The 21,274-nt window shown below is 67.7% G+C and carries 25 protein-coding genes; 9 read left to right on the top strand and 16 right to left on the bottom strand.

The annotated features are described in order from the left end of the window. Positions 1-38: 38 nt before the first annotated feature. Together AC3DET_RS02570 and AC3DET_RS02565 are read right to left on the bottom strand one after the other, a co-directional pair. The gene (locus AC3DET_RS02570; RefSeq protein ID WP_337730176.1) at positions 39-992 is read right to left on the bottom strand and encodes a DUF808 domain-containing protein; all 954 of its coding nucleotides are present in this window, start codon (positions 990-992) and stop codon (positions 39-41) included. Positions 993-1,071: 79 nt separating this feature from the next. Further along, positions 1,072-1,929, bottom strand: coding sequence for a 23S rRNA (adenine(2030)-N(6))-methyltransferase RlmJ (locus AC3DET_RS02565; RefSeq protein ID WP_488391159.1), 858 nt, complete (start codon positions 1,927-1,929; stop codon positions 1,072-1,074). 25 nt (positions 1,930-1,954) lie between these two features. On the opposite strand from AC3DET_RS02565, the gene creB reads away from it, so the two are divergent. The 7 genes from creB (at position 1,955) to AC3DET_RS02530 (ending at position 7,885) form a co-directional block, all read left to right on the top strand. Continuing rightward, positions 1,955-2,638, top strand: a complete 684-nt coding sequence (gene creB, locus AC3DET_RS02560) for a two-component system response regulator CreB (RefSeq protein WP_446537402.1) — start codon at positions 1,955-1,957, stop codon at positions 2,636-2,638. A gap of 1 nt (position 2,639) precedes the next feature. Next, positions 2,640-4,079: a two-component system sensor histidine kinase CreC gene (creC, locus tag AC3DET_RS02555; protein WP_337730173.1), complete on the top strand. Its 1,440-nt coding sequence runs from the start codon at positions 2,640-2,642 to the stop codon at positions 4,077-4,079. Positions 4,080-4,168: 89 nt separating this feature from the next. Beyond that, positions 4,169-5,542: a cell envelope integrity protein CreD gene (gene creD, locus AC3DET_RS02550; RefSeq protein ID WP_337730172.1), complete on the top strand. Its 1,374-nt coding sequence runs from the start codon at positions 4,169-4,171 to the stop codon at positions 5,540-5,542. 88 nt (positions 5,543-5,630) lie between these two features. Next, on the top strand, positions 5,631-6,035 hold the full coding sequence (locus tag AC3DET_RS02545; protein ID WP_488390625.1) for a hypothetical protein: 405 nt from the start codon (positions 5,631-5,633) through the stop codon (positions 6,033-6,035). Continuing rightward, the gene (locus AC3DET_RS02540) at positions 6,035-6,331 is read left to right on the top strand and encodes a hypothetical protein (protein WP_488390624.1); all 297 of its coding nucleotides are present in this window, start codon (positions 6,035-6,037) and stop codon (positions 6,329-6,331) included. The genes AC3DET_RS02545 and AC3DET_RS02540 overlap by 1 nt, the downstream gene beginning before the upstream one ends. A 61-nt stretch (positions 6,332-6,392) precedes the next feature. Then, positions 6,393-6,998, top strand: coding sequence for a GNAT family N-acetyltransferase (locus AC3DET_RS02535; protein WP_488390623.1), 606 nt, complete (start codon positions 6,393-6,395; stop codon positions 6,996-6,998). Beyond that, the gene (locus tag AC3DET_RS02530; RefSeq protein ID WP_488390622.1) at positions 6,995-7,885 is read left to right on the top strand and encodes a carbon-nitrogen hydrolase family protein; all 891 of its coding nucleotides are present in this window, start codon (positions 6,995-6,997) and stop codon (positions 7,883-7,885) included. The genes AC3DET_RS02535 and AC3DET_RS02530 overlap by 4 nt, the downstream gene beginning before the upstream one ends. Positions 7,886-7,921: 36 nt before the next feature. Here AC3DET_RS02530 and AC3DET_RS02525 read toward each other — a convergent pair whose 3' ends face one another. The 5 genes from AC3DET_RS02525 to AC3DET_RS02505 all read right to left on the bottom strand — a co-directional run bounded on the left by AC3DET_RS02525 (position 7,922) and on the right by AC3DET_RS02505 (position 10,914). Then, positions 7,922-8,134 carry a helix-turn-helix transcriptional regulator gene (locus tag AC3DET_RS02525; RefSeq protein ID WP_488390621.1) on the bottom strand — a complete coding sequence of 71 codons (213 nt, stop codon included), beginning with the start codon at positions 8,132-8,134 and terminating at the stop codon, positions 7,922-7,924. After that, positions 8,127-8,558, bottom strand: coding sequence for a DUF2178 domain-containing protein (locus AC3DET_RS02520; RefSeq protein ID WP_488390620.1), 432 nt, complete (start codon positions 8,556-8,558; stop codon positions 8,127-8,129). The genes AC3DET_RS02525 and AC3DET_RS02520 overlap by 8 nt, the downstream gene beginning before the upstream one ends. 135 nt (positions 8,559-8,693) lie before the next feature. Next, positions 8,694-9,245, bottom strand: coding sequence for a phosphatase PAP2 family protein (locus AC3DET_RS02515; RefSeq protein WP_192200729.1), 552 nt, complete (start codon positions 9,243-9,245; stop codon positions 8,694-8,696). Then, positions 9,223-10,368, bottom strand: coding sequence for a glycosyltransferase family 4 protein (locus tag AC3DET_RS02510; protein WP_488390619.1), 1,146 nt, complete (start codon positions 10,366-10,368; stop codon positions 9,223-9,225). The genes AC3DET_RS02515 and AC3DET_RS02510 overlap by 23 nt, the downstream gene beginning before the upstream one ends. A gap of 93 nt (positions 10,369-10,461) precedes the next feature. After that, positions 10,462-10,914: a helix-turn-helix domain-containing protein gene (locus AC3DET_RS02505; protein WP_488390618.1), complete on the bottom strand. Its 453-nt coding sequence runs from the start codon at positions 10,912-10,914 to the stop codon at positions 10,462-10,464. Between the two features lie 57 nt (positions 10,915-10,971). On the opposite strand from AC3DET_RS02505, the gene AC3DET_RS02500 reads away from it, so the two are divergent. Together AC3DET_RS02500 and AC3DET_RS02495 are read left to right on the top strand one after the other, a co-directional pair. Further along, complete coding sequence (locus AC3DET_RS02500; RefSeq protein WP_488390617.1) at positions 10,972-11,463, top strand: DUF2938 domain-containing protein; 492 nt, start codon at positions 10,972-10,974, stop codon at positions 11,461-11,463. 27 nt (positions 11,464-11,490) lie between these two features. Continuing rightward, positions 11,491-11,715 (top strand): DUF2798 domain-containing protein, encoded by a 225-nt coding sequence (locus AC3DET_RS02495; RefSeq protein ID WP_337730164.1) that lies wholly within the window; start codon positions 11,491-11,493, stop codon positions 11,713-11,715. Positions 11,716-11,742: 27 nt separating this feature from the next. Here the strand turns inward: AC3DET_RS02495 and AC3DET_RS02490 are convergent, their stop codons facing one another. From AC3DET_RS02490 to phoR, 9 genes are all read right to left on the bottom strand, one after another. Beyond that, positions 11,743-12,165, bottom strand: a complete 423-nt coding sequence (locus AC3DET_RS02490) for a hypothetical protein (RefSeq protein ID WP_488390616.1) — start codon at positions 12,163-12,165, stop codon at positions 11,743-11,745. A 142-nt stretch (positions 12,166-12,307) separates the two neighbouring features. Continuing rightward, positions 12,308-12,739: a hypothetical protein gene (locus AC3DET_RS02485; protein ID WP_488390615.1), complete on the bottom strand. Its 432-nt coding sequence runs from the start codon at positions 12,737-12,739 to the stop codon at positions 12,308-12,310. A gap of 5 nt (positions 12,740-12,744) precedes the next feature. Beyond that, the gene (locus AC3DET_RS02480; RefSeq protein ID WP_337730161.1) at positions 12,745-13,128 is read right to left on the bottom strand and encodes a YbjQ family protein; all 384 of its coding nucleotides are present in this window, start codon (positions 13,126-13,128) and stop codon (positions 12,745-12,747) included. 200 nt (positions 13,129-13,328) lie between these two features. Beyond that, a complete protein-coding gene (locus tag AC3DET_RS02475) occupies positions 13,329-13,706 on the bottom strand; it encodes a GFA family protein (protein ID WP_488390614.1) in 378 nt (125 codons plus the stop codon). Between the two features lie 97 nt (positions 13,707-13,803). After that, the gene (locus tag AC3DET_RS02470; RefSeq protein ID WP_488390613.1) at positions 13,804-14,772 is read right to left on the bottom strand and encodes an aldo/keto reductase; all 969 of its coding nucleotides are present in this window, start codon (positions 14,770-14,772) and stop codon (positions 13,804-13,806) included. A 51-nt stretch (positions 14,773-14,823) separates the two neighbouring features. Beyond that, on the bottom strand, positions 14,824-16,080 hold the full coding sequence (locus AC3DET_RS02465; protein WP_488390612.1) for a sensor domain-containing phosphodiesterase: 1,257 nt from the start codon (positions 16,078-16,080) through the stop codon (positions 14,824-14,826). Between the two features lie 166 nt (positions 16,081-16,246). Further along, a complete protein-coding gene (gene ppx, locus AC3DET_RS02460; RefSeq protein ID WP_192201266.1) occupies positions 16,247-17,767 on the bottom strand; it encodes an exopolyphosphatase in 1,521 nt (506 codons plus the stop codon). 80 nt (positions 17,768-17,847) lie between these two features. Further along, entirely contained in the window at positions 17,848-19,935 is a 2,088-nt protein-coding gene (ppk1, locus tag AC3DET_RS02455; protein WP_446537388.1) for a polyphosphate kinase 1, read from the bottom strand. Then, positions 19,932-21,272, bottom strand: coding sequence for a phosphate regulon sensor histidine kinase PhoR (gene phoR / locus AC3DET_RS02450; protein ID WP_192200739.1), 1,341 nt, complete (start codon positions 21,270-21,272; stop codon positions 19,932-19,934). The genes ppk1 and phoR overlap by 4 nt, the downstream gene beginning before the upstream one ends. Positions 21,273-21,274 lie beyond the last annotated feature (2 nt).

The raw sequence follows: 21,274 nt of genomic DNA, 5'->3' as shown, positions 1-21,274 counted from the left end.
AAATCCGGAGACGGGGCGAGGGCCGTGGCGTCGCTGGTTCAGGCGCCGTGGCGTTTGCCGCGCAGGCGCGAGATGGCGGTGACCACGGCCACGATGATCGCACCGGCCACTACACCGACGCCTGCATTGAACAGGCCTTCCCACAACCAGCCCACGCTGCCTTCCGCGTAAGGCTGGATGAAGTGATGCAGTGCCGGGATGCTGTGGACGAGAATGCCGCCACCGACGAGGAACATCGCGGCGGTGCCGGCGATGGAAAGGAATTTCATCAGATAGGGCGCGCTGTAGAGGATGCCGCGGCCGAAGGCGCGCTTGAACCGCGCCCAGCCGCTCTCGCGGACATCGGAGGTCAATGCCAGGCCGGCATCGTCCAGCTTCACGATGCCGCCCACCAGGCCGTAGACGCCCACGGTCATGATTGCGGAGATCGCCACCAGCGTGAGCACCTGCTCCATGAAGGTGCGTCCCGTCAGCGTGCCCAGCGAGATGACGATGATCTCCGCCGACAGGATGAAGTCGGTGCGGATGGCGCCGCGGATCTTGTCCTTCTCGAACGCGACCATGTCCACGTTCGTGTCCTGCACCGCCTTGACCAGTTCGGCGTGGTGCTGGCTGTCCGTGTCCTTGCCATGCAGGAACTTGTGCGCCAGTTTCTCCACGCCCTCGAAGCACAGGAAGGCGCCACCCAGCATCATCAGCGGCGTCACCAGCGGGATGTTGTAGCCCTTGCCGTGCAGCCAGGTTTCCAGTGCGCTGATCGCCAGCGCGGCCGGCACCAGGATGGCCTTGTTGACCACCGATCCCTTCGCCACCGCCCATACCACGGGCAGTTCGCGGTCCGCCTTCACGCCGGTGACCTGCTGGGCATTCAGTGCCAGGTCGTCGCCCAGTACGCCTGCCGTCTTCTTCGCAGCGACCTTGGTCATCACGGACACATCGTCCAGCAGCGTGGCGATGTCGTCGATCAGGGCGAAGAGGCTGGATCCGGCCATGGATGAGGGTCGTCGTGAAGGGGAAGGGCGCGATTCTCGCACAGCGCCCTGACCGGGCCGCGTGATCCCGCCGCCGGGGTCAGTCCGGTGCGCGCAGCCACTCCAGCCGGTGGCTGGCGCCGGCCTCGCCCAGGGCGGCAGCGAGCGCCGGCAGCACCGGCGCCAGCGCCTTGTCCAGTTGCCAGGGCGGATTGAGCACCAGCATGCCGCTACCGGTGAGGCGCAGCGGCGAGTCGTCCGGCCGGACCTGCAACTCGGCGACGAACGCCCCCTTGGAGGGCAGCGAAGTCGCCTTGCGGAAGAACGGCGCCAACGTGCGCCGCTGCTTGATGGGATACCAGACCGCGTAGGTCGCGGCCGGCCAACGCTCCAGGGCATCGCGCAGCGAGGCGATGATCTGCGGGTACTCGGCATCCTGGGCTTCGTAGGGCGGATCGATCAGCACCAGGCCGCGAGCGATGCGCTGCGCGCCTGCACGGGGCGGCAGCAGCGCCTTCATCGCCGCGTAACCGTCGCGCGCATGGACGGCAACACGGTCGTCGCCGGCGAACAGGTCCTTCAGCGCCTGCGCCTCGTCCGGTTGCAGTTCGCAGGCCGCCAGCCGGTCCTGGGCGCGCAGGGCCTGCGCGGTCAGCAGCGGCGACCCGGGGTAGGCGACCAGCGCGCCGACCGGGTTGCTCGCCTGCACCGCACGAAGATAGGCCTCCACGAGTTCCGGCATGCGTGGCGCGTCGAGCAGCTTGAACACCCCTTCGTCGGCTTCGGAGGTCTTGCGGCTTTCCGCGCCGCCGAGCAGGTAACGGCCGCGACCGGCATGCGTGTCCAGCACGAAGAACGGCGCGTCCTTGCGTTTCAGCGCATCGATCATGGCCAGCAGCACGATGTGCTTGAGGACATCGGCGTGGTTGCCGGCGTGGAAGGCATGGCGGTAATTCATGGCGCGCAGCATATATGCTTGCGCCATGCCCCGTGTATTGATTGCCGAAGACGAAGCCGCCATCGCCGATGCCGTGCTGTATGCCCTGCGCAGCGAAGGCATCGAAGCCGACCACTGCCTGCTGGCGCGCGAGGTCGCGCCGCGCGTGCGCGCCGGCGGCGTGGACGTGGTGGTGCTCGACGTCGGCCTGCCCGACGCCAGCGGCTTCGATGTCTGCCGCGAACTGCGCGGTTTCAGTGACGTGCCGGTGATCTTCCTGACCGCACGCAACGACGAGATCGACCGCGTGCTGGGGCTGGAACTGGGCGCGGACGACTACGTCACCAAGCCTTTCTCGCCACGCGAACTGGTGGCGCGCGTGCGCGCCCGCCTGCGGCGTGCCGGCGGTACGGTCAAGGCCGTGGAGGGCGAATGGACCGCGCGCGGTGACTTCGCCATCGACCGCGACGGCCACCGCATCCGCTACCGGCAGCAGTTGCTGGACCTGACCCGCTACGAGTACGCGCTGCTGGATGCGCTGCTGCAGCGGCCGGGCGCGATCCTCAGCCGTGCGCAGTTGATGGACCGCGGATGGGACAGCGACGCCGACAGCGCCGACCGCACCGTCGACACCCACGTCAAGACACTGCGCGCCAAGCTGCGCGCGGCTGGCGCCGACCCCGACCCGATCCGCACCCATCGCGGCCTGGGTTACGCGATCGAGGCCTGAGATGCGGCTGGGGCTGAAGCTCGTCCTCGGCTTCTTCCTGATCGTCGGCATCGCCGCGTTCTTCGTGATGCGGGTGTTCGTCAACGAAGTGAAGCCGGGCGTGCGGCAGGCGATGGAATCCACGCTGGTCGATGCGGCCAACATGCTGGCCGAGATGGCCGCCGACGACCTGAAGGCGGGCCGCATCGCCGGGGGAACCTTCGCCGGCAACGTGGCCCAGGCGCAGCAGCGTGATCCGAAGGCCTGGGTATGGCGTTTCCAGAAGCGCTCCGTGGACTATCGCGTCACCGTGACCGACGCGCGCGGCACGGTGGTCTTCGACTCGCAGGGACGCGATGTAGGCCGCGACAACTCGCGCTGGAACGATGTCTACCGCACCTTGCGCGGCGAATACGGGGCCCGTTCCAGTCCCGAAGCGCCCGGCGACGAGACCAATACGGTGATGCACGTGGCCGCGCCGATCTACGATCCGGCCGATCGCGCCACGCTGCTGGGCGTGCTGACGCTGTCGCAGCCCAACCGCAGCATCGAGCCCTTCATCGTCGCCAGCCAGCGCAGCATCCTGTTGCGCGGCGCCTGGCTGATCGGCATCTCCGCCCTGATCGGCGTGCTGATGACGTGGTGGCTGGTGCGCGGCATCGGCGGGTTGAACCGCTACGCGCAGGCGGTCAGCGCGGGTGAGCCGGTGCCGCCGCCACGCCCGCGCGCCGACGAGATCGGCGACCTCGGCCGCGCACTGGAGACCATGCGCCGCAAGCTGCAGGGCAAGGCGTACGTCGAGCAGTACGTGCAGTCGCTCACGCATGAGATGAAGAGCCCGCTCGCCGCGATCCGCGGTGCCGCCGAGCTGCTGCAGGAGCCCCTGCCCGAAGCGGACCACCAGCGTTTCGTCCGCAACATCCAGACCCAGGAACACCGCCTCACCGAGACCATCGACAAGCTGCTGGCCCTGGCCGAAGTGGAACAGCACGGCTGGCTGCAGCGCCGCGAACGCGTGGATACCTCGGCGCTGGCGGACGAGGTGGTGCAGGGCCTGGACGCCAAGCTCACCCCGCACGGCGTGGACGTGGTGCGTGTGCCGCAGACGGGGGCCTGGGCGGTGGAAGGCGACGCCTTCCTGCTGCGGCGCGCACTGGGCAACCTGCTGGACAACGCCATCGCCTTTTCGCCGCCGGGCGGCACGGTGGAGCTCGCGGTCGAGGCCACGGACGGACTGGTGCGCTTCATCGTCCGCGACCGCGGGCCGGGCGTGCCTGACTACGCACGCGAGCGCGTGTTCGAGCGCTTCTATTCGCTGCCTCGGCCCGATGGCGGCCAGCGCAGTTCCGGCCTGGGCCTGCCGTTCGTGCGCGAAGTGATGCGCCTGCATGGTGGCGAAGCCACGCTGGACAACCGCCACGACGGTGGTGCCGAAGCGGTGCTGTCGCTGCCCAGGCTCTAGTCCGCACTTCACACAGCCTTCAAACACGCTTCCTGCCGGTTGCACACCGGCACCGGACGATGCATCCCGTATCCAACCGGGGCATCGACATGAAGTCATTGAAGTTGCTGTTGCGTTTCCTCACCGTCGGCGGGCTGGTCCTGCTGCTGCTCATTCCACTGGTGATGATCCGCGGGGTCATCCAGGACCGCGAGCGTTACCGTGCGCTGGCCGAAACGCGCGTCTCGCAGAGCATGGCCGGGCCACAGCAGGTGGTCGGCCCGCTGCGTGTCATCCCGTGGCGCGAAGAGCGCCTCGTCAACGCGTTGAACGAAGACGGCAAGCCCGAGGTGCGCCGGGATGTGAAGGAGGGCTACCTGCTGCAGACCCCTGCCACCCTGGCCGTGGACGGTCGCCTGCAGCCGGGCGAGCGGCGCATCGGGCTGTACACGGTCAATGTGTACGAATGGAAGGCGGCGATGAAGGCGAGCTTCGCACCCCTGCAGGTGCCGGGTGCCGACGGGCGCGTCTACGGGCAGCCCTACGTGGTGGTCGGGATGGCCGATGTGCGCGGCCTGGTCGGCACGCCGTCGCTGAAGGTCGATGGCGTGCCGCGGACGCTGGCCGCCGGCACCGGCGCGATGTCGTCGCGGATGGAAGGCATCCACGCGCTGCTGGAGGTACAGGGCGGCGCCCTGCCCGCGAGCGAGGTGCACCTGGACATGGCATTGGCCGGCACCCAGACGCTCGGCATCGCGCCGATCGCAGACAGCAACGACATCGCGATGAGCTCCCCCTGGCGGCAGCCGCTGTTCGGTGGCCGCTTCCTGCCCAACAGCAAGACGCTGGGCGATGCGGGCTTCACCGCGCGCTGGCAGGTCTCTTCGCTGGCGAGCGCGGCGCAGAGCCAGCTGGAATCCGCATCGGGCAAGCTGACCCAGCCGCCGTCGTTGAGCGCCACGCCATCCGGCTACGCTGCCGACGATAGCAGCGACACCGCCATCGACAGCGCGGTGGTCAGCCTCGCGGACACCGTTGACGTGTACACGCAGGTCGACCGCGCCAGCAAGTACGGCATCCTGTTCGTGGTGTTGACCTTCGTCGGTTTCGCGCTGTTCGAACTGATCAAGCGCCTGCCGATCCATCCGCTGCAGTACCTGCTGGTGGGCCTGGCGCTGGCGATCTTCTTCCTGTTGCTGCTCAGCCTGTCCGAGCACATCGCGTTCTGGCAGGCCTATCTCGTCTCCGCGGCCGCCTGCATAGGACTGCAGTTCTTCTACCTGTCGGGCGTGCTTCAGAGCTGGCTGCGCGCGGCGGGTTTCGCCACCATGCTGACCGCGCTGTACGGCGTGCTGTACATCCTGCTGAAATCCGAGAACAACGCGCTGCTGATGGGCTCGCTGCTGTTGTTCGGCATCCTGGCCGTGATCATGTGGGTCACCCGCAAGGTGGACTGGTATGCGCTGGGTACGGAACTGCGCTGAGGCGGCCATGAATCGGGTGCGTATCTATCATCGGGCGCAACAGTTGCTCCCCGCCGCGATCCAGACTGCAGGCCTGCACGGAGTGGCGATGTCCTCTGGACAGCTGCGATACCTGCTCTTCGGTCTGCTATTGGGGCGCGAGTCGCGTGGTGCGGTCGCGCTGGAACTGGCACGTCACGCGGTCGACGCCATCCAGCACGAGGGCCTGGCCTATTTCAACGGAGCGACATGCTCGCGCGGCGCACTGTCGGGTGGCGCACTGTCGTACTACGAAGCCTGGCGGCACCTGTCACCAGAGGGACAGGGAGGACACGCGGTGGTCTGCGGCGAATGGATGGGCACGGCGCACGACGGCATCGCGCCGGGACGGTGGCGCAGCCTGGAGGCGTCTTTGGGTGACGGCGCATACCTCACCCGAGAGGTGGGCCGGGATGCCTGGCTCGCGGTACTACCGACGGCGCGTCTTGTCGTCTACGGCTGGCGGGATCGCTGATGATGCTCTTGCTGGCAGCCACGATGGCATTCGCACTTCCCTTGGGTGTCATCGCTCTCGTCGCGGCAGTCGCCGGCTTTTTCTTCAGGCCACTGCAACCGCTTATCCTGGTGGCGATGGCGTGGAGCGTCGGGTGGTTCTGCAACGGGCTCGCTGTGGAAGAGATGTTTGCACCTGCGATGGTCCTGCCGGTGTGGCTGGCCCTTCTCGTCGCGATCTGCGCGAGTATCGCGGTACGCCGGGGGATGGAGCACGGGTATCGGCTCGAAGCCGGAGGAGCGGGCGCGTCGGAGTAACGCACAGCGGACGGATTCGGGTTGCCTCGCCCCGGCCGGTGGCGTGCGCTAGAGTTCAGGGATGAACTCTGCGCACACCATCGGCCTCTTCCGTGGGCCGGAAATCACGCCCTGGCTTGACGATGTCGCGCGCCTGCGCGTGACCGTGTTCCGCGACTGGCCCTACCTTTACGAAGGCGATCTGGACTTCGAGCGCGATTACCTGGCCGCGTATGCGCGCTCGGCAGAAAGCGTGTTCGTGCTGGCGATGCAGGGTGGGGAGGTGGTGGGTGCATCCACCGGCCTGCCGTTGGCGGACGACACCGAAGCCTTCCGCCAGCCGTTCCTGGACAGCGGGATGGATCCCGAGGATGTCTTCTATTTCGGCGAATCCGTGTTGCTGCCGGCCTACCGCGGCCATGGCATCGGCCACGCGTTCTTCGACCACCGCGAAGCGCATGCGCGGGCGCTGGGACGGTTCGGGTGGACGGCGTTCTGCGCGGTGGACCGTGAAGCGGACGACCCGCGCAGGCCCGTCGGGCATCGCACCCACGAGGCGTTCTGGGACAAGCGTGGCTACACGCGGCAGCCCGGCATGACCATGCGGCTGGCATGGAACGAGATCGGGCGCGGCGAAACCGAGCACGCGCTGACGTTCTGGCTGCGCGGGCTGGAGGGCGCGCGATGAAAGTCGCCGTGGCCAAGCATGTCGTCCAGGCACCTGCGGATTTCACCGCCTTTGCCGACCGACAGGCGACGGCATTGGGCGAGGTGGCCGCGCAGGGCGCACGCATCGTCGTCCTGCCGGAGTATCTGTCGCTGGAACTGGCCGCCACGTTCGACGCCGGCGTGCGCGGCGACCTGCACGCTTCGCTGGCTGCGATACAGCGTTATCGCGACGACTGGCTCGCGCTGTATGCACGGCTTGCACGGACGTTCGATCTGTACATCGTGGCCGGTACGTTCCTGCTCGCCCACGGCGGCGGCCGCTACCGCAACCGCTGCGATGTGTTCACCCCCCAGGGCGCGTATGCGTGGCAGGACAAGCTGCAGCTCACCGGGTTCGAGAAGACGCTGGGCGTCATGGAGGGCGGCGACGCGGTGAAGGTGTTCGACATGGACGGTGTGCGTGCCGCCGTGGCCGTCTGCTACGACAGCGAATTCCCGCTGCCGGTGCGTGCGCAGGCCGAGGCCGGCGCACGGCTGCTGCTGGTGCCCAGCTGCACGGATACGGCGGCCGGTGCCACCCGCGTGCGCGTGGGATGCCTGGCACGCGCGCTGGAGAACCGGATGTTCGTGGCGCAGTCGGTCACTGCCGGCGAGGCGGCGTGGAGCCCTGCGCTGGACATCAATACCGGTGAGGCCGCGATCTTCGCGCCGATGGATCGCGGGCTGCCCGACGATGGCATCGTGGCGCAGACCGCCGACCAGGCCGCCTGGGCCATCGCGGACCTGGATGTCGACGCCCTGGACCGCAGTCGCGCCAGTGCCCAGGTGGCCAACGATCGCGACTGGCCGGGCCAACTCCAGCCCGCTCTCCTTCGCGCGCGAGCCACCGCATTCGAAATGCCTTAGGAGCGCCCGTCGGGCACTCCTGCAGGCCCGTCGTGCTCAACGCTCCCAGCCGAACACTTCGACCAGCGGCTTGTCGAACACCTCGGCGATGCGGAACGCGCATTCCAGCGTCGGCGAATACTTGCCGGCCTCGATCGCGGCAATGGTCTGCCGGGTCACGCCCACGCGTTTGCCGAGGTCGGCCTGGGTCATTTCGCCGGCCAGGAAGCGCAGCGTGCGGATCTGGTTGGTGACCCGGGCCTCAGCCACGTACGCCTCGACGATAGCCGTGGATGATCAGGCCGGAGTGGACGAACTCGGCGGCGGCGATCGCCAGCAGCGTTGCATGCACCAGCGTCCAGCCACCGGCAAGGAACGGCATCACGCAGCCCACGATGATGATGCCGGCCATAAGCACGTAATAGGCGTAGACCGACGCGCGCGACTCGATCCGGCGATCGCGCTCGTCGGTGGGCGTGGGCGAGCCGTCTTCCTCGCGCTGCCGGCCCAGCAGGTAGGTAAGCCCCGCGATGATCCCCAGCGATCCCAGCGCGAGCGCCAGCAGGCCGATGCGCTGCCCCATGTGCATTGCCGCGACGGCATCGGCATAGACCGCGAGGTAGGTGAAGTACAGCGAGAACACGACGGCCAGCGCCGTCAGCCAGACCCAGGCGAAACGTTCCTTCGACAGCATGGTGGTGCTCCCCGTTGGTGGATGGACGGGGAGTAAGGTAATGTTTGATTTACTCAATGTCAATAAAATCTAACATTGAGATGACAAAAGATAACTCTGAGTTCGCTCTTCTTGTCGCTGTGGGCGTTGCCCAGCTCAGCCCAGCAGGCTTACGCCCGGCACCAGCCAGATCGAAAGCGTCGCCAGTGCGGTGCCGATGACCGTCGCTGCCAGCACGTCGCTGGGGTAGTGCAGGCCCAGTACCACGCGCGAGACCGCCACGCAGGCGGCGAACGGGATCAGCAAGGGGGCCAGCACCGGGTAGTGCGCCAGCGCCACGATGGTGAAGGCCACCGCGTGCAGCGTGTGGCCGGACGGGAAGCTGAACTCGTCCAGCGGCGCGATCCATGCGCGGATGCGTACATCCGACGCGAACGGGCGTGGCCGCTTCGTCCAGCGCTTCAATGCCTTGTACAGCGTCAGCGCGATCACACCGGTCGCCGCCAGGTGCGCCGAAGCTGCCAGCCCGTCCAGGCCATCGGCGACCACCAGCGCCGCCATCAGCACGTACCAGAACACGCCGTCGCCAAGCCGGCTGACAAGGGCGAAGAAACGACGCACGCCGTTCCATTCGCCCCAGCGATTGGCGAGCAGGCACCAGCCGGTGTCCCGGCCGATGAGGGGATTACGCGGCAGCAACGGACGCATGGTGGCTTCTCCGTGTCAGGGCGAGATCGGTCAGCAGGGCATCGAAGTCGGCGGACACCTGGTCCGGGTGAAGCGCGCGCATCGCGTCGCTGGCGGCATCGGCCATGGCGCGGCGCGCAGGGGCATCGCCCGCCAACCGCAATGCCGCCCCGATGAAGTCGTCGTCGTTGTCGACGGCGGCGCCGCGCACGCCGTCGATCAGGTGCTCGCGCGCGGCACCATAGTTGAACGCCACCGTCGGCACACCGCTGGCCATCGCTTCCAGCGTCACGTTGCCGAAGGTTTCGCTATGGCTGGAGAACAGGAACAGGTCGCCGCTGGCGAAGTGCCGCGCCAGCGCGTCGCCACGCTGCACGCCGCAGAAGATGAAGTCCGGATTCTCCTGCGCGAGCCGCTCGCGCACCGGTCCGTCGCCGACCCAGACGAATTTCGCCGTCGGCTGCAACTGCTGGATGCGGCGGAATGCCCGGATCGACAACTCGAGGTTCTTCTCCGCAGCAATGCGACCCACGTAGATCACGGCGAGGTCGTCCGGCCCCAGGCCCCACGCCGCACGCAGCGTCGCGTCGCGTCGCGATGGGCTGAAGTGGCGCGCGTCCACGGCGCGCGCCAGCCGCACCACGCGGTGGAAGCCCTGCGACTGCAGGAAGTCGGCCAGTTCGCGCGTCGGCACCAGCGTGGCGTCCGCGCCGTTATGGAAGCGGCGCATCCAGCGCAGTGCGGTGTGCTGCAGGAAGCGCACGCCGTAGTCGCGCATGTATTCGTCGAAGCGGGTGTGGAATCCTGTCGCCACCGGGATGCCGAGCCGCCGCGCGGCACGCAGCGCCGACCACCCCAGCGGGCCTTCCGTCGCCACGTAGATGGCATCGGGAGGGGAAGCCTTCCACTGCGCCACCAGGCGGCGCGTCGCAGGCAGGCCGAACTTCAGTCCGGGGTAGCGCGGCAGGCTGGCGCCACGCACCAGCAGGGTGTCTCCGCTGTCGGCGGCGTCGGCGGGCTGGCGCGGCCGGATCAGGGAGACGGCATGCCCGCGCTGGCGCAGGCCGGTTTCCAGCCCCTGCACGGTCAGGGCCACGCCGTTGACTTCCGGCGGATACGTCTCGGTGACGATGGCAAAGCGCATGCGCAACTCCACGTTTTGCGCATGCTGGGGGCGGGAGATGTAGCGAGTATTGCGGTGGGGTTACCGGTACATGACGCTGCCGAAGAAGGCCACTCAGCGCTTCTTCGGCTTGTCTGAGCGGCGGCCGCCCGTGGTCGCCTGGCTCAGCAGATGCCGGAACCGTGGGCATTCCAGGTGGCTGGGGGCGGAGCAGGCCGCGGCGTGGCGCAGTCCGTCGCGCATCGCGGTCAGGCGCAGGATCATCATGTCCAGTTCGCGCGCCTTCGCGCGCAGGCTGCGGCGGTCGATGTCGGGTCGGCCATCGGCGCCGAACATCGCCGCGATTTCGTCGAGCGAAAACCCAGCCGTCTGCCCCAAGGCGATCAGCGCCAGGCGTTCCAGTACGTCCGGATGGAAGGTGCGGCGCAGGCCATGGCGTCCGATGGACGCGATCAGCCCTTTCTGTTCGTAGTAGCGCAGTGTCGACGCCGGCAAGCCGGATCGTTTCGCAACCTCGCCGATGTCCACCAGAACCCCGCTTGACTTCAAGTCGACTTGAAGTGGCATCGTGCGCGCAACGGTCGTGCGGCACAAGCCAGCGCCGGACCTTTCTTGGAGATCGACATGGATTCTGTGATCCGCACGCTGCTCATCGGCATCGGCGCCACACTCGCGATGGATGCCTGGGGCCTGCTGCGGCGCGGCCTCTTCGGCGTGCCGACCGCCGACTATGCCCTGGTGGGCCGCTGGTTCGGCCATATGCCGACGGGGCGATTCCGCCATGCCGCCATCGCCCGGAGCGCCTCCGTCCGCGGCGAACGGACGCTGGGCTGGTGCGCGCACTACCTGACCGGCATCGCCTTTGCCGGTGTGCTCCCCATTGTCTGGGGCGTTGCGTGGCTGCGTGACCCTACGCCGGGACCGGCACTCCTGGTGGGCCTGGTCACCGTCGCCGTTCCGTTCCTGCTGATGCAGCCTGGCATGGGCGCCGGCGTCGCGGCGTCCAGGACGCCGCGTCCGGCCAATGCGCGCATGCACAGCGTGTTGAACCACCTGATGTTCGGTGCAGGGCTCTATCTGTCGGCCCTGCTCGTACGTCTGCTGTTTTCCTTCTGATCCCGTTCTTCCAACAGGAGTCTCGCCATGCGTATTCCCGCCCGTTTCGCGCCGCTGCTATTCGGCGCGCTGCTCTCCGCCATCATGGTGTCCTTGGTGTCCGCGTTCGTGCTGCTGATCAACCAGGGACTGCATGCGGACTTCCTGGCAACCTGGGCGCGCAGCTGCGCCACGACGTGGCCTGTGGCCTTCATCGCCGTCACGCTGGTGGCGCCCGGGGTCCGTCGGATCGTCGCGAAGCTGACAGCCTGATTCCATCGCGGGTGAAGGCGGCCGCCTTCAGGCCGCGCGTTGCCCCCGCGCCGCCATCCGGTGCCCCAGCCACGCCATCGGCAGGTAAGCGAACACCAGATCCACCACGGTGAACCAGAGCGGCGAGGGCAGCATGGCGATGGCGGCGATGCCGCCGATCAGGAAGCAGGCGCCGACCGCCCACGCGGGGCCGCGGGTCCGGCCGGGCGTCGCCAGCGTGGCGACGAAGGCGCCCACCAGCGTGCCGATGGCGTGGGCCAGGAAGGGGAACAGGAAATGCTTCGGTTCGAACAGCGGCATCGCCGCCTTGAGGCCTTCCGCCGTGGTGGTGTCCACGCCGGCCGGTGGCGGGATGACATGGCCGCTGAGCATGACCAGCGCCATGTTGGCGATGCTGCCGACGAGCAGGCCGGCAATGACGGCAAGGATCAAACGGAACACGCGCTTCATGACAACCTCCGGCAAGGATGCGAGGGACTGCCCGTCGGCGTGGGGCCGGCCGCGACTGGGGGCGACTATAGCCGAGCCCGCGCCGGCCGAGAGACACGCTGTCGGACATGGGGGTTGATGCCACCCGGAACGCGCCACAGGGTCACCACGCGAACCCTTCCTTCCACGCGCTCTGCGGCAACCACGTCGTCTGGTCCGGTGAAGCAGCGTCGATGCAGCCTGATGCCACGCGACGCGCCACCATCGGCTCGATGTCCGCGAACCGGGTCGCGCGCGATCCGATCCCTGCACCGATCAGGTTGTTGTGGATGTCCATGGTGTTGGCGCGCTTTCCGCGCCGCTCCATGACGCCATTGACGAGGTGGACGGCACGCGCGTCCAGGGTATAGGCCACGATCGCGCTGGCCAGGGTGTGCCGGTACGCGTCCAGCGGCCCATGCCGGCCACCCGGGAGTGGGCTCTGCAGGACGTGGGACCAGGTGTAGGTCAGGACGGACGCGGGATACGCCGCCAGGATCAGGGCGGCCAGCACGAGCCTGCACAGCCACGGACGCTTGCGCTTCGACGGCTTCATCGGAGTCAGTAGTCGCGCGGCTCGACCACCACCGCCGTGCCGTAGCACAACACTTCGGTGAGGCCTGCCATCACGTCGGTGGCGTCGTAGCGGACGGCGATGATCGCGTTGGCCCCCAGTTGCCGGGCGTGCTGCATCATGTCGCGGTAGGTCTCGTGGCGCGCCTGTTCGCACAGCTCGGTGTAGATGGTGATGTTGCCGCCGAACAGTGTCTGCAGTCCGCCGAGGAAATTGCCCACGATCGAGCGCGACCGTACCGTGATGCCCCGCACCAGACCCAGGTTGCGAATGATGCGGTAGCCCGGCAGTTCCAGTGCTGTGGTGACCATCGTGTCGTTCAGAGGTGAAGCCGTCGGGCGCGCTGCCGGGGAGTTGTAGGGGTCAGCCATGCGGTCTGCCTGTGGTGGTGTCGGATGCCAGACGGCGTACGTCGGCAAGAGGATCGAGGTTCTTCGTCTCGCGTGTCCAGGTCCTTCCAGCATCCGTTCCCGTCGACCCATCAAATGATGCATGCGTATCGATCTGCCACGGATGCCGACAACCTCGATCACGTCATGGACTGCCTTCCGGCGAGGATCTGGAAGCAATGTCAGGGTGAAACCAGCGATTGCGCCGCACCATTGCTGGCGCCTATCTCCCCGATGCTCGCGAGATCGATCCCCTCGATGCACGCCAGGTTGTAGCCGTATTCCGTCGGGACGCTGCGGCGCTGGTGATGCGTGTAGATGCCGCAGATGCTGCAGAAATAATGCCTGGCGATCTTCGTGTTCCACTGGTACAGGCTGAGCTTGTCCTCGCCACGCGTGACGCGCAACCGGTCCACGGTGACGCCCGCCATGATGGCGCCCCGGCGACTGCACATGGAGCAGTTGCAACGGCGTATGTTCTCGTGGCCGTTGATCAGGTCGACCTCGAACTCGACGGCCTTGCAATGGCAGGTTCCCTTGACGGTCTGCTGAGTGATCACCGCTGCGCTCTCTTTGTCGGCTGGCCGGCGGGTCCGCCGTGATGCGGCATCATAAGCGCGGACTGCCGCGGGTAGACAGGTGGGGCCAAGGACTGCCTCAGGGCACGCGTTCGCCGCGCGCCGCAGTGAACAATGCGTACCAATCTTCCCGGCTCAGCTCGACGCTGTCGGCCGCGCAGCACGTTGCCAGGCGAACCGGGTCGGTGGTGCCGACGATGGGTTGGATGCCGGCAGGGTGGCGCAGCAACCAGGCAAGCTGGATGGCCTCCGGGGTGACATCTTTTTCTTCCGCCAGTTGGCGGAGCAGGGTCGAGGTGTTGCGGACCACCGGATCGGCGAATTCCGAAGCAGTCGCGAACTTGCCGCCCGCCAGCGGCGACCACGCCTGCACGCGGATATCGTGCAGGCGACAGTAGTCCAGTGTGCCGGCCGCTGCCGCGTAGGCATGGCCGGTGGTGTTGGCCACCACGCCGTCGTCGATCAGGTGATGGTGCAACAGGCTGACTTCCACCTGGTTGGCAACCAGCGGCTGCCGCACATGCCTGCGCAGCAGTGCGATCTGTCCGGCCGTGTGGTTGCTCACGCCGAAATGGCGCACCTTGCCGCTGGCATGCAGCGCGTCGAATGCACGCGCGACCTCCTCCGGCTCCACCAGCGCATCCGGGCGGTGCAGCAGCAGCATGTCGAGATGCTCCACGCCCAGTCGCGACAGGCTGCGCTCGACGGAGGCCACGATGTGGGCCTGGCTGAAGTCGTAACGTCCCGGTGAGCCTGCCGGATCATCGGCAAAGCGGATACCACACTTCGACTGCAGCACCATGCGCTGGCGCAGGCCGGGCGAGGCGCGCAGCACGTCGCCGAACACCTGCTCGGACTTGCCACGCGCATAGATGTCGGCATGGTCGAACAGGGTGATGCCATGGGCCAGCGCGGTTTCGACCAGGCGCTGTGCCTGGCGGCGTTCGTCGGCGGTCACCGGCGTGCTGTCCCACGCGCGGCTCAGCTGCATGCAGCCGTAGGCGATGCGCGAAACCGGAGTGTCGTCGGCGAGGAGGAAGGTCTTCATCATGTGCGTGCGGAGGGAGGAGGCGGCATCATGCCAGAGCGCTCCGGTGGTTCAGTTGCGCTGGCGTTCGGCCATGAGCTTCTGCGCCAGCGCCTCGACCTCCAGCGGTCGTGCCAGGTAATAGCCCTGCACATCATCCACGCCGAGCGCCTGCAGGGCGGCCAGTTCCGACGCGGTCTCCACGCCTTCGGCGACCACGCGGGACTGCGTCTGGCGGGCGAACTCGATCAGCGCCGCAGCCAGCGCACGCCGTGGTGAATCGGTGTCGATGTCGCGGGTCAGGCTGAGGTCGAGCTTGATGATGTCCGGATGGATGGCCAGCACGTGCCGCATGCTGGCGTAGCCGGCGCCGGCATCGTCCACCGCCACGCGCACGCCGGCCTCGCGGAGCGGCACCAGGCGCTCGTTGAGCAGCTTGTAGTCTTCGACCAGCGAATGCTCGGTGATTTCCAGCACCACGCGACGCGGGTCCAGGTCGTCGATGTAGCCGTCGATGCCGCCACTGATGATGGTCTGCGGCGAAACGTTCAACGCCACGTAGAAGTCGCCATGGACATGGCGGAGGCCATCCAGTGCCGACAGGATGGCGTTGAGCTCCAGGCGCACGCCCAGGCCGATCTCGCTGGCTTCGGCGAACCACACGTCCGGCGTGCGGCGGGGTTCCAGGTCGAAGCGCGAGAGGCATTCCACGCCGATGATGCGGCGCGTGCTGCTGCGGTAGATGGGCTGGTACACCATGTGCGGCTGGCCCAGTTCCAGCACCGCGGTGATGCGCTCCACCTTCGCCTCGTGTTCCTGCACGGCATCCAGATCGCCGTCGATCTGGTAGGCCAGCAGGTCGGCGAAGGCACGCATCATGTGCAGGTCGCGCTGGCCCAGCGAGAGGTTGGACGACAGGCTGAAGCAGCAGAAGGTGCCGTACACGCGTCCGTCGCGCAGCTGGATGGGGACACTGATGTGCGCGCCGATCGGCACGGTGCGCGTTTCGGGCAGGTGCTCGAGCAGCGGGATGGCGGCGGTGTCGGGAATCAGCTGCGGGATGCTGCCTTCGACCACCCGCATGCAGTAGCCCTCGTCGAGTGGGCTGGAGTCGCCGGGCAGGATGGGCGCGCGGTCGAGCCGCGTGGCGACATGACGGAAGACGCGATGACGGCCATGGAATTCGCTGACGAAGGCCACGTCCATGTCGAGATGGCGGCGGACGGCATCCAGCAGGCGGTCCACGTTGCGGCTGATGGACACGGCTCCCGGGCCGCCTTCCAGCCAGGCGTCGGACAAGGGCGCCTCGGGATTACTTCGATCGATCACGGCTTCCTCCTGAATGCACGTACGCGACGAATCATGGCCGTCGGACCGGCTCCCGCCACAGGAGCGGACGGGGAGGATGGCGTGGGGGAAAAGGGATGGGCCACGCCGCAAATCCGGGGCGGGTCCGAGTGTAACCTCAAGTCACACTAGAGGGGACGTGGGCCGTTCACGCCACGAAGGGCTTGAACGCCACGCCCAGGCCCTGCATGTCTTCGGGTTCGCCGACCAGGTCGGAGCGGAGCAGGGGGCGCGAGTCGATCCACTTCTTGCTGACCACCAGGTCGAGACGATCGCCGTTTGCGGTCAGATCCAGCCGCGGGATGGCCTCCGCATCATGCGAGCGGTGCAGCAGCACCGCCAGCCGCAGCAGCGCGGCCTTGCGCTTGGCGCTCAGCAGCAGGCGGTCGGGCAGGGCATCGAAGGCCGTCTTGGGTACGCCGCGGCGGTGGGTGCGGACCAGCGCGGACAACACCTGCTGCTCCTGGCGCGAGAAGCCCTCAATGTCGGAATGCTCCAGCAGGTAGGCGCCGTGCACGTGGTACTGGCTGTGTGCGATGGCCAGGCCGATCTCGTGCAGGCGCGCGGCCCAGCCGAGCATCCGCGCGTCGTCGTCGTCCAGGCTCCAGCGCTGTTCCACCTGCTCGAACAGGCGCATCGCGGTGGCTTCCACGCGCGCGGCCTGGAATTCGTCGATGCCGTAGCGCTGCATCAGCGCCGCCGTGGAAAGATCGCGCGGATCGTTGTCGCTGCCGCGGCCCAGCATGTCGAACAGGATGCCTTCGCGCATGGCGGCCTTGCTGACCATCAGGCGCTGCAGTCCCAACGCCTCGAAGGCCGCCTCCAGCACCAGCACGCCGCCGGCGATGATCGGCCGGCGGTCACTGGACAGGCCGGGCAGGTCGATGTCTTCGATGCGGTCGGCCTGCAACAGGCGGTCGCGCACCTGCGGCAGGGCCTCGGCGGTCACCGCGCCCTTGGTCAGCTTCATCGCCGCGCAGATGTCGCCGATGGCCTTGTTGGTGCCGGACGAGCCGATGGCTTCCTGCCAGCCCAGGTTGCGGTACAGGCCGGCGAACTGCTGGAACTCGGCGCCGATTTCGGTCAGGGCTTCCTTCCAGCGCTTGCGCGACAGCTTGCCGCCGGGAAAGAAGCGTCGCGTGCTGGCGATGCAGCCCGCCTGCAGGCTTTCGCGTTCCAGCGTCTCGAAGCCGCGGCCGATGATGAATTCCGTCGAGCCGCCGCCGATGTCGATCACCAGCCGGCGCTGATTGGACTTCGGCGGCTGCGCGTGCGCGACGCCAAGGTAGATGAGGCGCGCTTCCTCGCGGCCCGAGACCACTTCGATGGGTTTGCCGAGCGCGGCTTCCGCGGCGACCAGGAAATCCTGCGGGTCACGCAGTTGCCGCACGGTATTGGTGGCCAGTGCGCGCACGCGCGTGCCGGGGATGTCGCGGATGCGCTGGCCGAAACGCGACAGGCAGTCGAGGGCGCGCTGGCGGGCCGCAGCGGACAGTCCGCCCTTGCCATCCAGGCCATCCGCCATCCGCACGGTCTCGCGCAGCCGGTCCACCACGCGCAGCTGTCCCAGCAGTGATCGCGCGACCACCATGTGGAAGCTGTTGGAACCCAGGTCGATCGCGGCCAGCAGGTCCCCGTCCTGGAGCGGCGGGGAGGTGGAAGAGGTCAGGGGCGCCATGCGATCAGTTTAACGGGTGCGGGCACGCAATGTGTCAGCGCGATGATGCGACGCAAGGTCGCAGCGTCGCATCACACCTTCGCCAGCAGGGTGCCCTGCGCGGAATGCGGCGCTTCCTCGCCCGGCGACAGCTTGAGGTAACTCCCGTCCGCCTGCAGTTCCCACGCATTGCAGTTATCGTCCAGGTAGTTCTGCAGGCCATCCTTGAACACGCGCGCGGCGAGCTCCTTGTCGAGGATCGGGAAGCAGGTCTCCACCCGGTGCAGCAGGTTGCGCTCCAGCCAGTCGGCGCTGGCGCAATACAGTTCGGGCGAGCCGTCGTTGCCGAACCAGTAGATGCGGCTGTGCTCGAGGAAGCGCCCGACGATGGAGCGCACGCGGATGTTGTCCGAAATGCCGGGCACTCCAGGACGCAGGGCACACGCGCCGCGCACGATCAGGTCGATCCGCACGCCCGCCTGCGATGCGGCATACAGGGCGCGGATGATGCGGGGTTCGTTGATCGCATTGATCTTGGCGATGATGCGGGCGGGCTTGCCGGCCCGGGCAAGCTTCGCCTCGCGTTCGATCTTCCTGATCAGCCCCGGGTGCAGGGTGAACGGCGACTGCAGCAGGCGCTTGAGCTTGGTGGTGGGGGCGAGGCCCGACAGCTGCTGGAACAGCAGGTGCACGTCGGTGCCGATATCCGGGTCGCTGGTGAGCAGGCCGATGTCGGTATACGCGCGCGCCGTGCCGCTGTGGTAGTTGCCTGTGCCCAGGTGCACGTACCGGCGCAGCTTGCGGCCTTCGCGACGCACGATCAGCAGCATCTTGGCGTGGGTCTTGTAGCCCACCACGCCGTACACGACCTGCGCGCCGGCTTCCTGCAGCTTGTCCGCGACGCCGAGGTTCGCATCCTCGTCGAAGCGCGCACGCAGTTCGACCACGACGGTGACGTCCTTGCCGTTGCGCGCGGCCTGCACCAGTGCCTCGACGAGCGCCGAGTCCTTGCCGGTGCGGTACAGCGTCTGCTTGATGGCCAGTACGTCCGGATCGACAGCGGCCTGCTTGACCACCTCGAGCACGGCCGCGAACGAATCGAACGGGTGGTGCAGCAGCACGTCGCCGTCGGCCACCTTCTCGAAGATCGCATCGCTGTCGCGCAGCGTGCGCGGGGTGAACGCGGGGTACTTCAGTTCCGGACGCTGCACCAGGTCGTAGACCTGGATCACGCGATTGAGGTTGACCGGCCCGTTGATCGGGTACACCGCGTTGTCGGGCAGGGCGAAGTTCTGCAGCAGCTGCCGCACGATGGGCTTGGGGCAGTCGTGCGCGATCTCCAGCCGCACGGCCGGCCGGTAGCCGCGACCGACCAGTTCATCGCGCAGCGCCAGCGCCAGGTTCTCCACTTCCTCCTCGTCGACCACGACTTCGGAGTTGCGGGTCACGCGGAACTGGTAGGAGCCCTTGACCTCCATGCCCGGGAACAGTTCGTCCACGAACACCGACAGCACCGACGAAAGCAGCACGAAATCGTTCTCGCCACCGGACACGCGCTGTGGCAGGTGGATGATGCGCGGCAGCGAGCGCGGCGCGCGCACGATGGCCAGGTGGCCGGCGCGGCCGAACGCATCCTTGCCCTTCAGCACCACCACGATGTTGAGCGACTTGTTGAGGATCTTGGGGAAGGGGTGCGCCGGGTCCAGGCCCAGCGGCGACAGCACCGGCATGATCTCGTTGCGGAAGTAGGCGCGCAGCCAGCGCTTCTGGCGCGCGTTCCAGCTGTCGCGACCGAACACGCGCACGCCGGCTTCGGCCAGACCGGGGCGCAGCACGTCGTTCCAGCACTTGTACTGGGCATCCACCAGCTCGGCGGCGCGATCATGGATCCTGTTGAGCACCGTGGCCGGACTCATGCCGTCGGCACCGGGGGGCAGGCCGAAGTCCAGCGCATGCCGCACGGTGGCCGCGCGGATCTCGAAGAACTCGTCCAGGTTGGTGCATGAGATGCACAGGAAGCGCAGGCGCTCCAGCAGCGGCACCGACGGATCCTGCGCCTGCGCCAGGACGCGGAAGTTGAAGTCCAGCTGCGACAGTTCGCGGTTGAGGTAGAGCGAGGGGTCGCGCAGCGCGTCTTCGCCGGTCGCGGGGGCGGGCGTCGTATCCAGGGCGGCGTTCATGCGGTCTGGCTGTCCGTGATGATGGGGTGGGGGGCGTCGAGGCGTGGCTCCACGCGCTCGGCGCCGAAATGCACGGAGAACGTGCTGCCTTGGCCGACCTCGCTCTCGATCTCCAGGCGCGCCTGGTGCAGGTTGAGCACGTGCTTGACGATGGACAGGCCCAGGCCGGTGCCGCCGCTTTCACGCGAGCGGCTGGTGGAGACGCGGTAGAAGCGTTCGGTGATGCGCGGCAGGTGCGAGGAGGGAATGCCGTAGCCGGTGTCGCGCACGCTGAGCATGGCACCGTCGCCTTCGCGCGCGAAACGCACGGTGATGGTGCCGCCCGCAGGCGTGTAGCGCACCGCATTGCTGACCAGGTTGGAGAACGCACTGTGCAGTTCCTTGTTGGAGCCGGACAGGTCCAGGGGAGCTTCGTCCTGGATGACGATCGTGTGGCGGCGCTGGCTGAGCGCTTCGGCTTCACGGCGCAGGGTGGCCAGCATGGGTGCCATCGCGACATTCTCGTCGGGCAGGCTGTCCTGCGCTTCGAGGCGCGAGAGCGTGAGCAGGTCTTCGACTAGCTGGGTCATCCGCTGCGATTGCTTCTGCATTTCACTCAGCATCGGCGCCCAGTCCGGATACTCGGTGGGTTCCAGCATGTCCAGGTAGCCATGCACCACGGTCAGCGGCGTGCGCAGCTCGTGCGAGACATTGGCCACGAAGTCGCGGCGCATTTGCTCGAGCCGCAGCATCTTGCTGACATCGCGCGCGACCAGCAGCCAGTACTCGTCGGAATACGGAATCAGGCGCAGATTGAGGCGCAGGTTCGGATCGACCGGCGAGGCTGCATCCAGCATCGGTTCGGCATTGCGGCCGGCGGCCAGCCAGTGCGACATCGGCAGCGGCTGCAGGCGATCACCGACCGGGGCGCCGATGTCCGTCGGGTATTGCAGGCCGAGCAGGCTGGTGGCGGCCTTGTTGAACCACTGCACGCGCTGGCTGTTGCGTTCCACCACCACGACGGCGTCCGGCAGCGCGGCGGCGGCGGCGCGATACGCGCGCAGCATGTCGAGCAGGCGGCGCTTGCGGGTACGCATTTCGGCCTGGCCACGGAACAGCAGGCGATCCAGCTCGTTCCACACCCCCCTGCCTTGCGCCGGCTCGAGTCGCTGGCGTGCGGTCAGGCGCAGCAGCACCTTGCGCAGGCGCCAGTAGTGCCACACGACCACGCCCAGCGCGGCGATGGTCACGATCGGCCACACCTGGCCGACCAGCAGGCCCACCACCACGGCCAACGCCAGGATCAGCGCCAACTGGCCGAGCGTCTTGAACCAGGCGGAACGGATGTCATGGGGCATGG

The sequence above is a fragment of the Pseudoxanthomonas sp. 97-1-1 genome (assembly GCF_057773125.1).
This window is presented reverse-complemented; position numbering and strand designations above follow the sequence as displayed.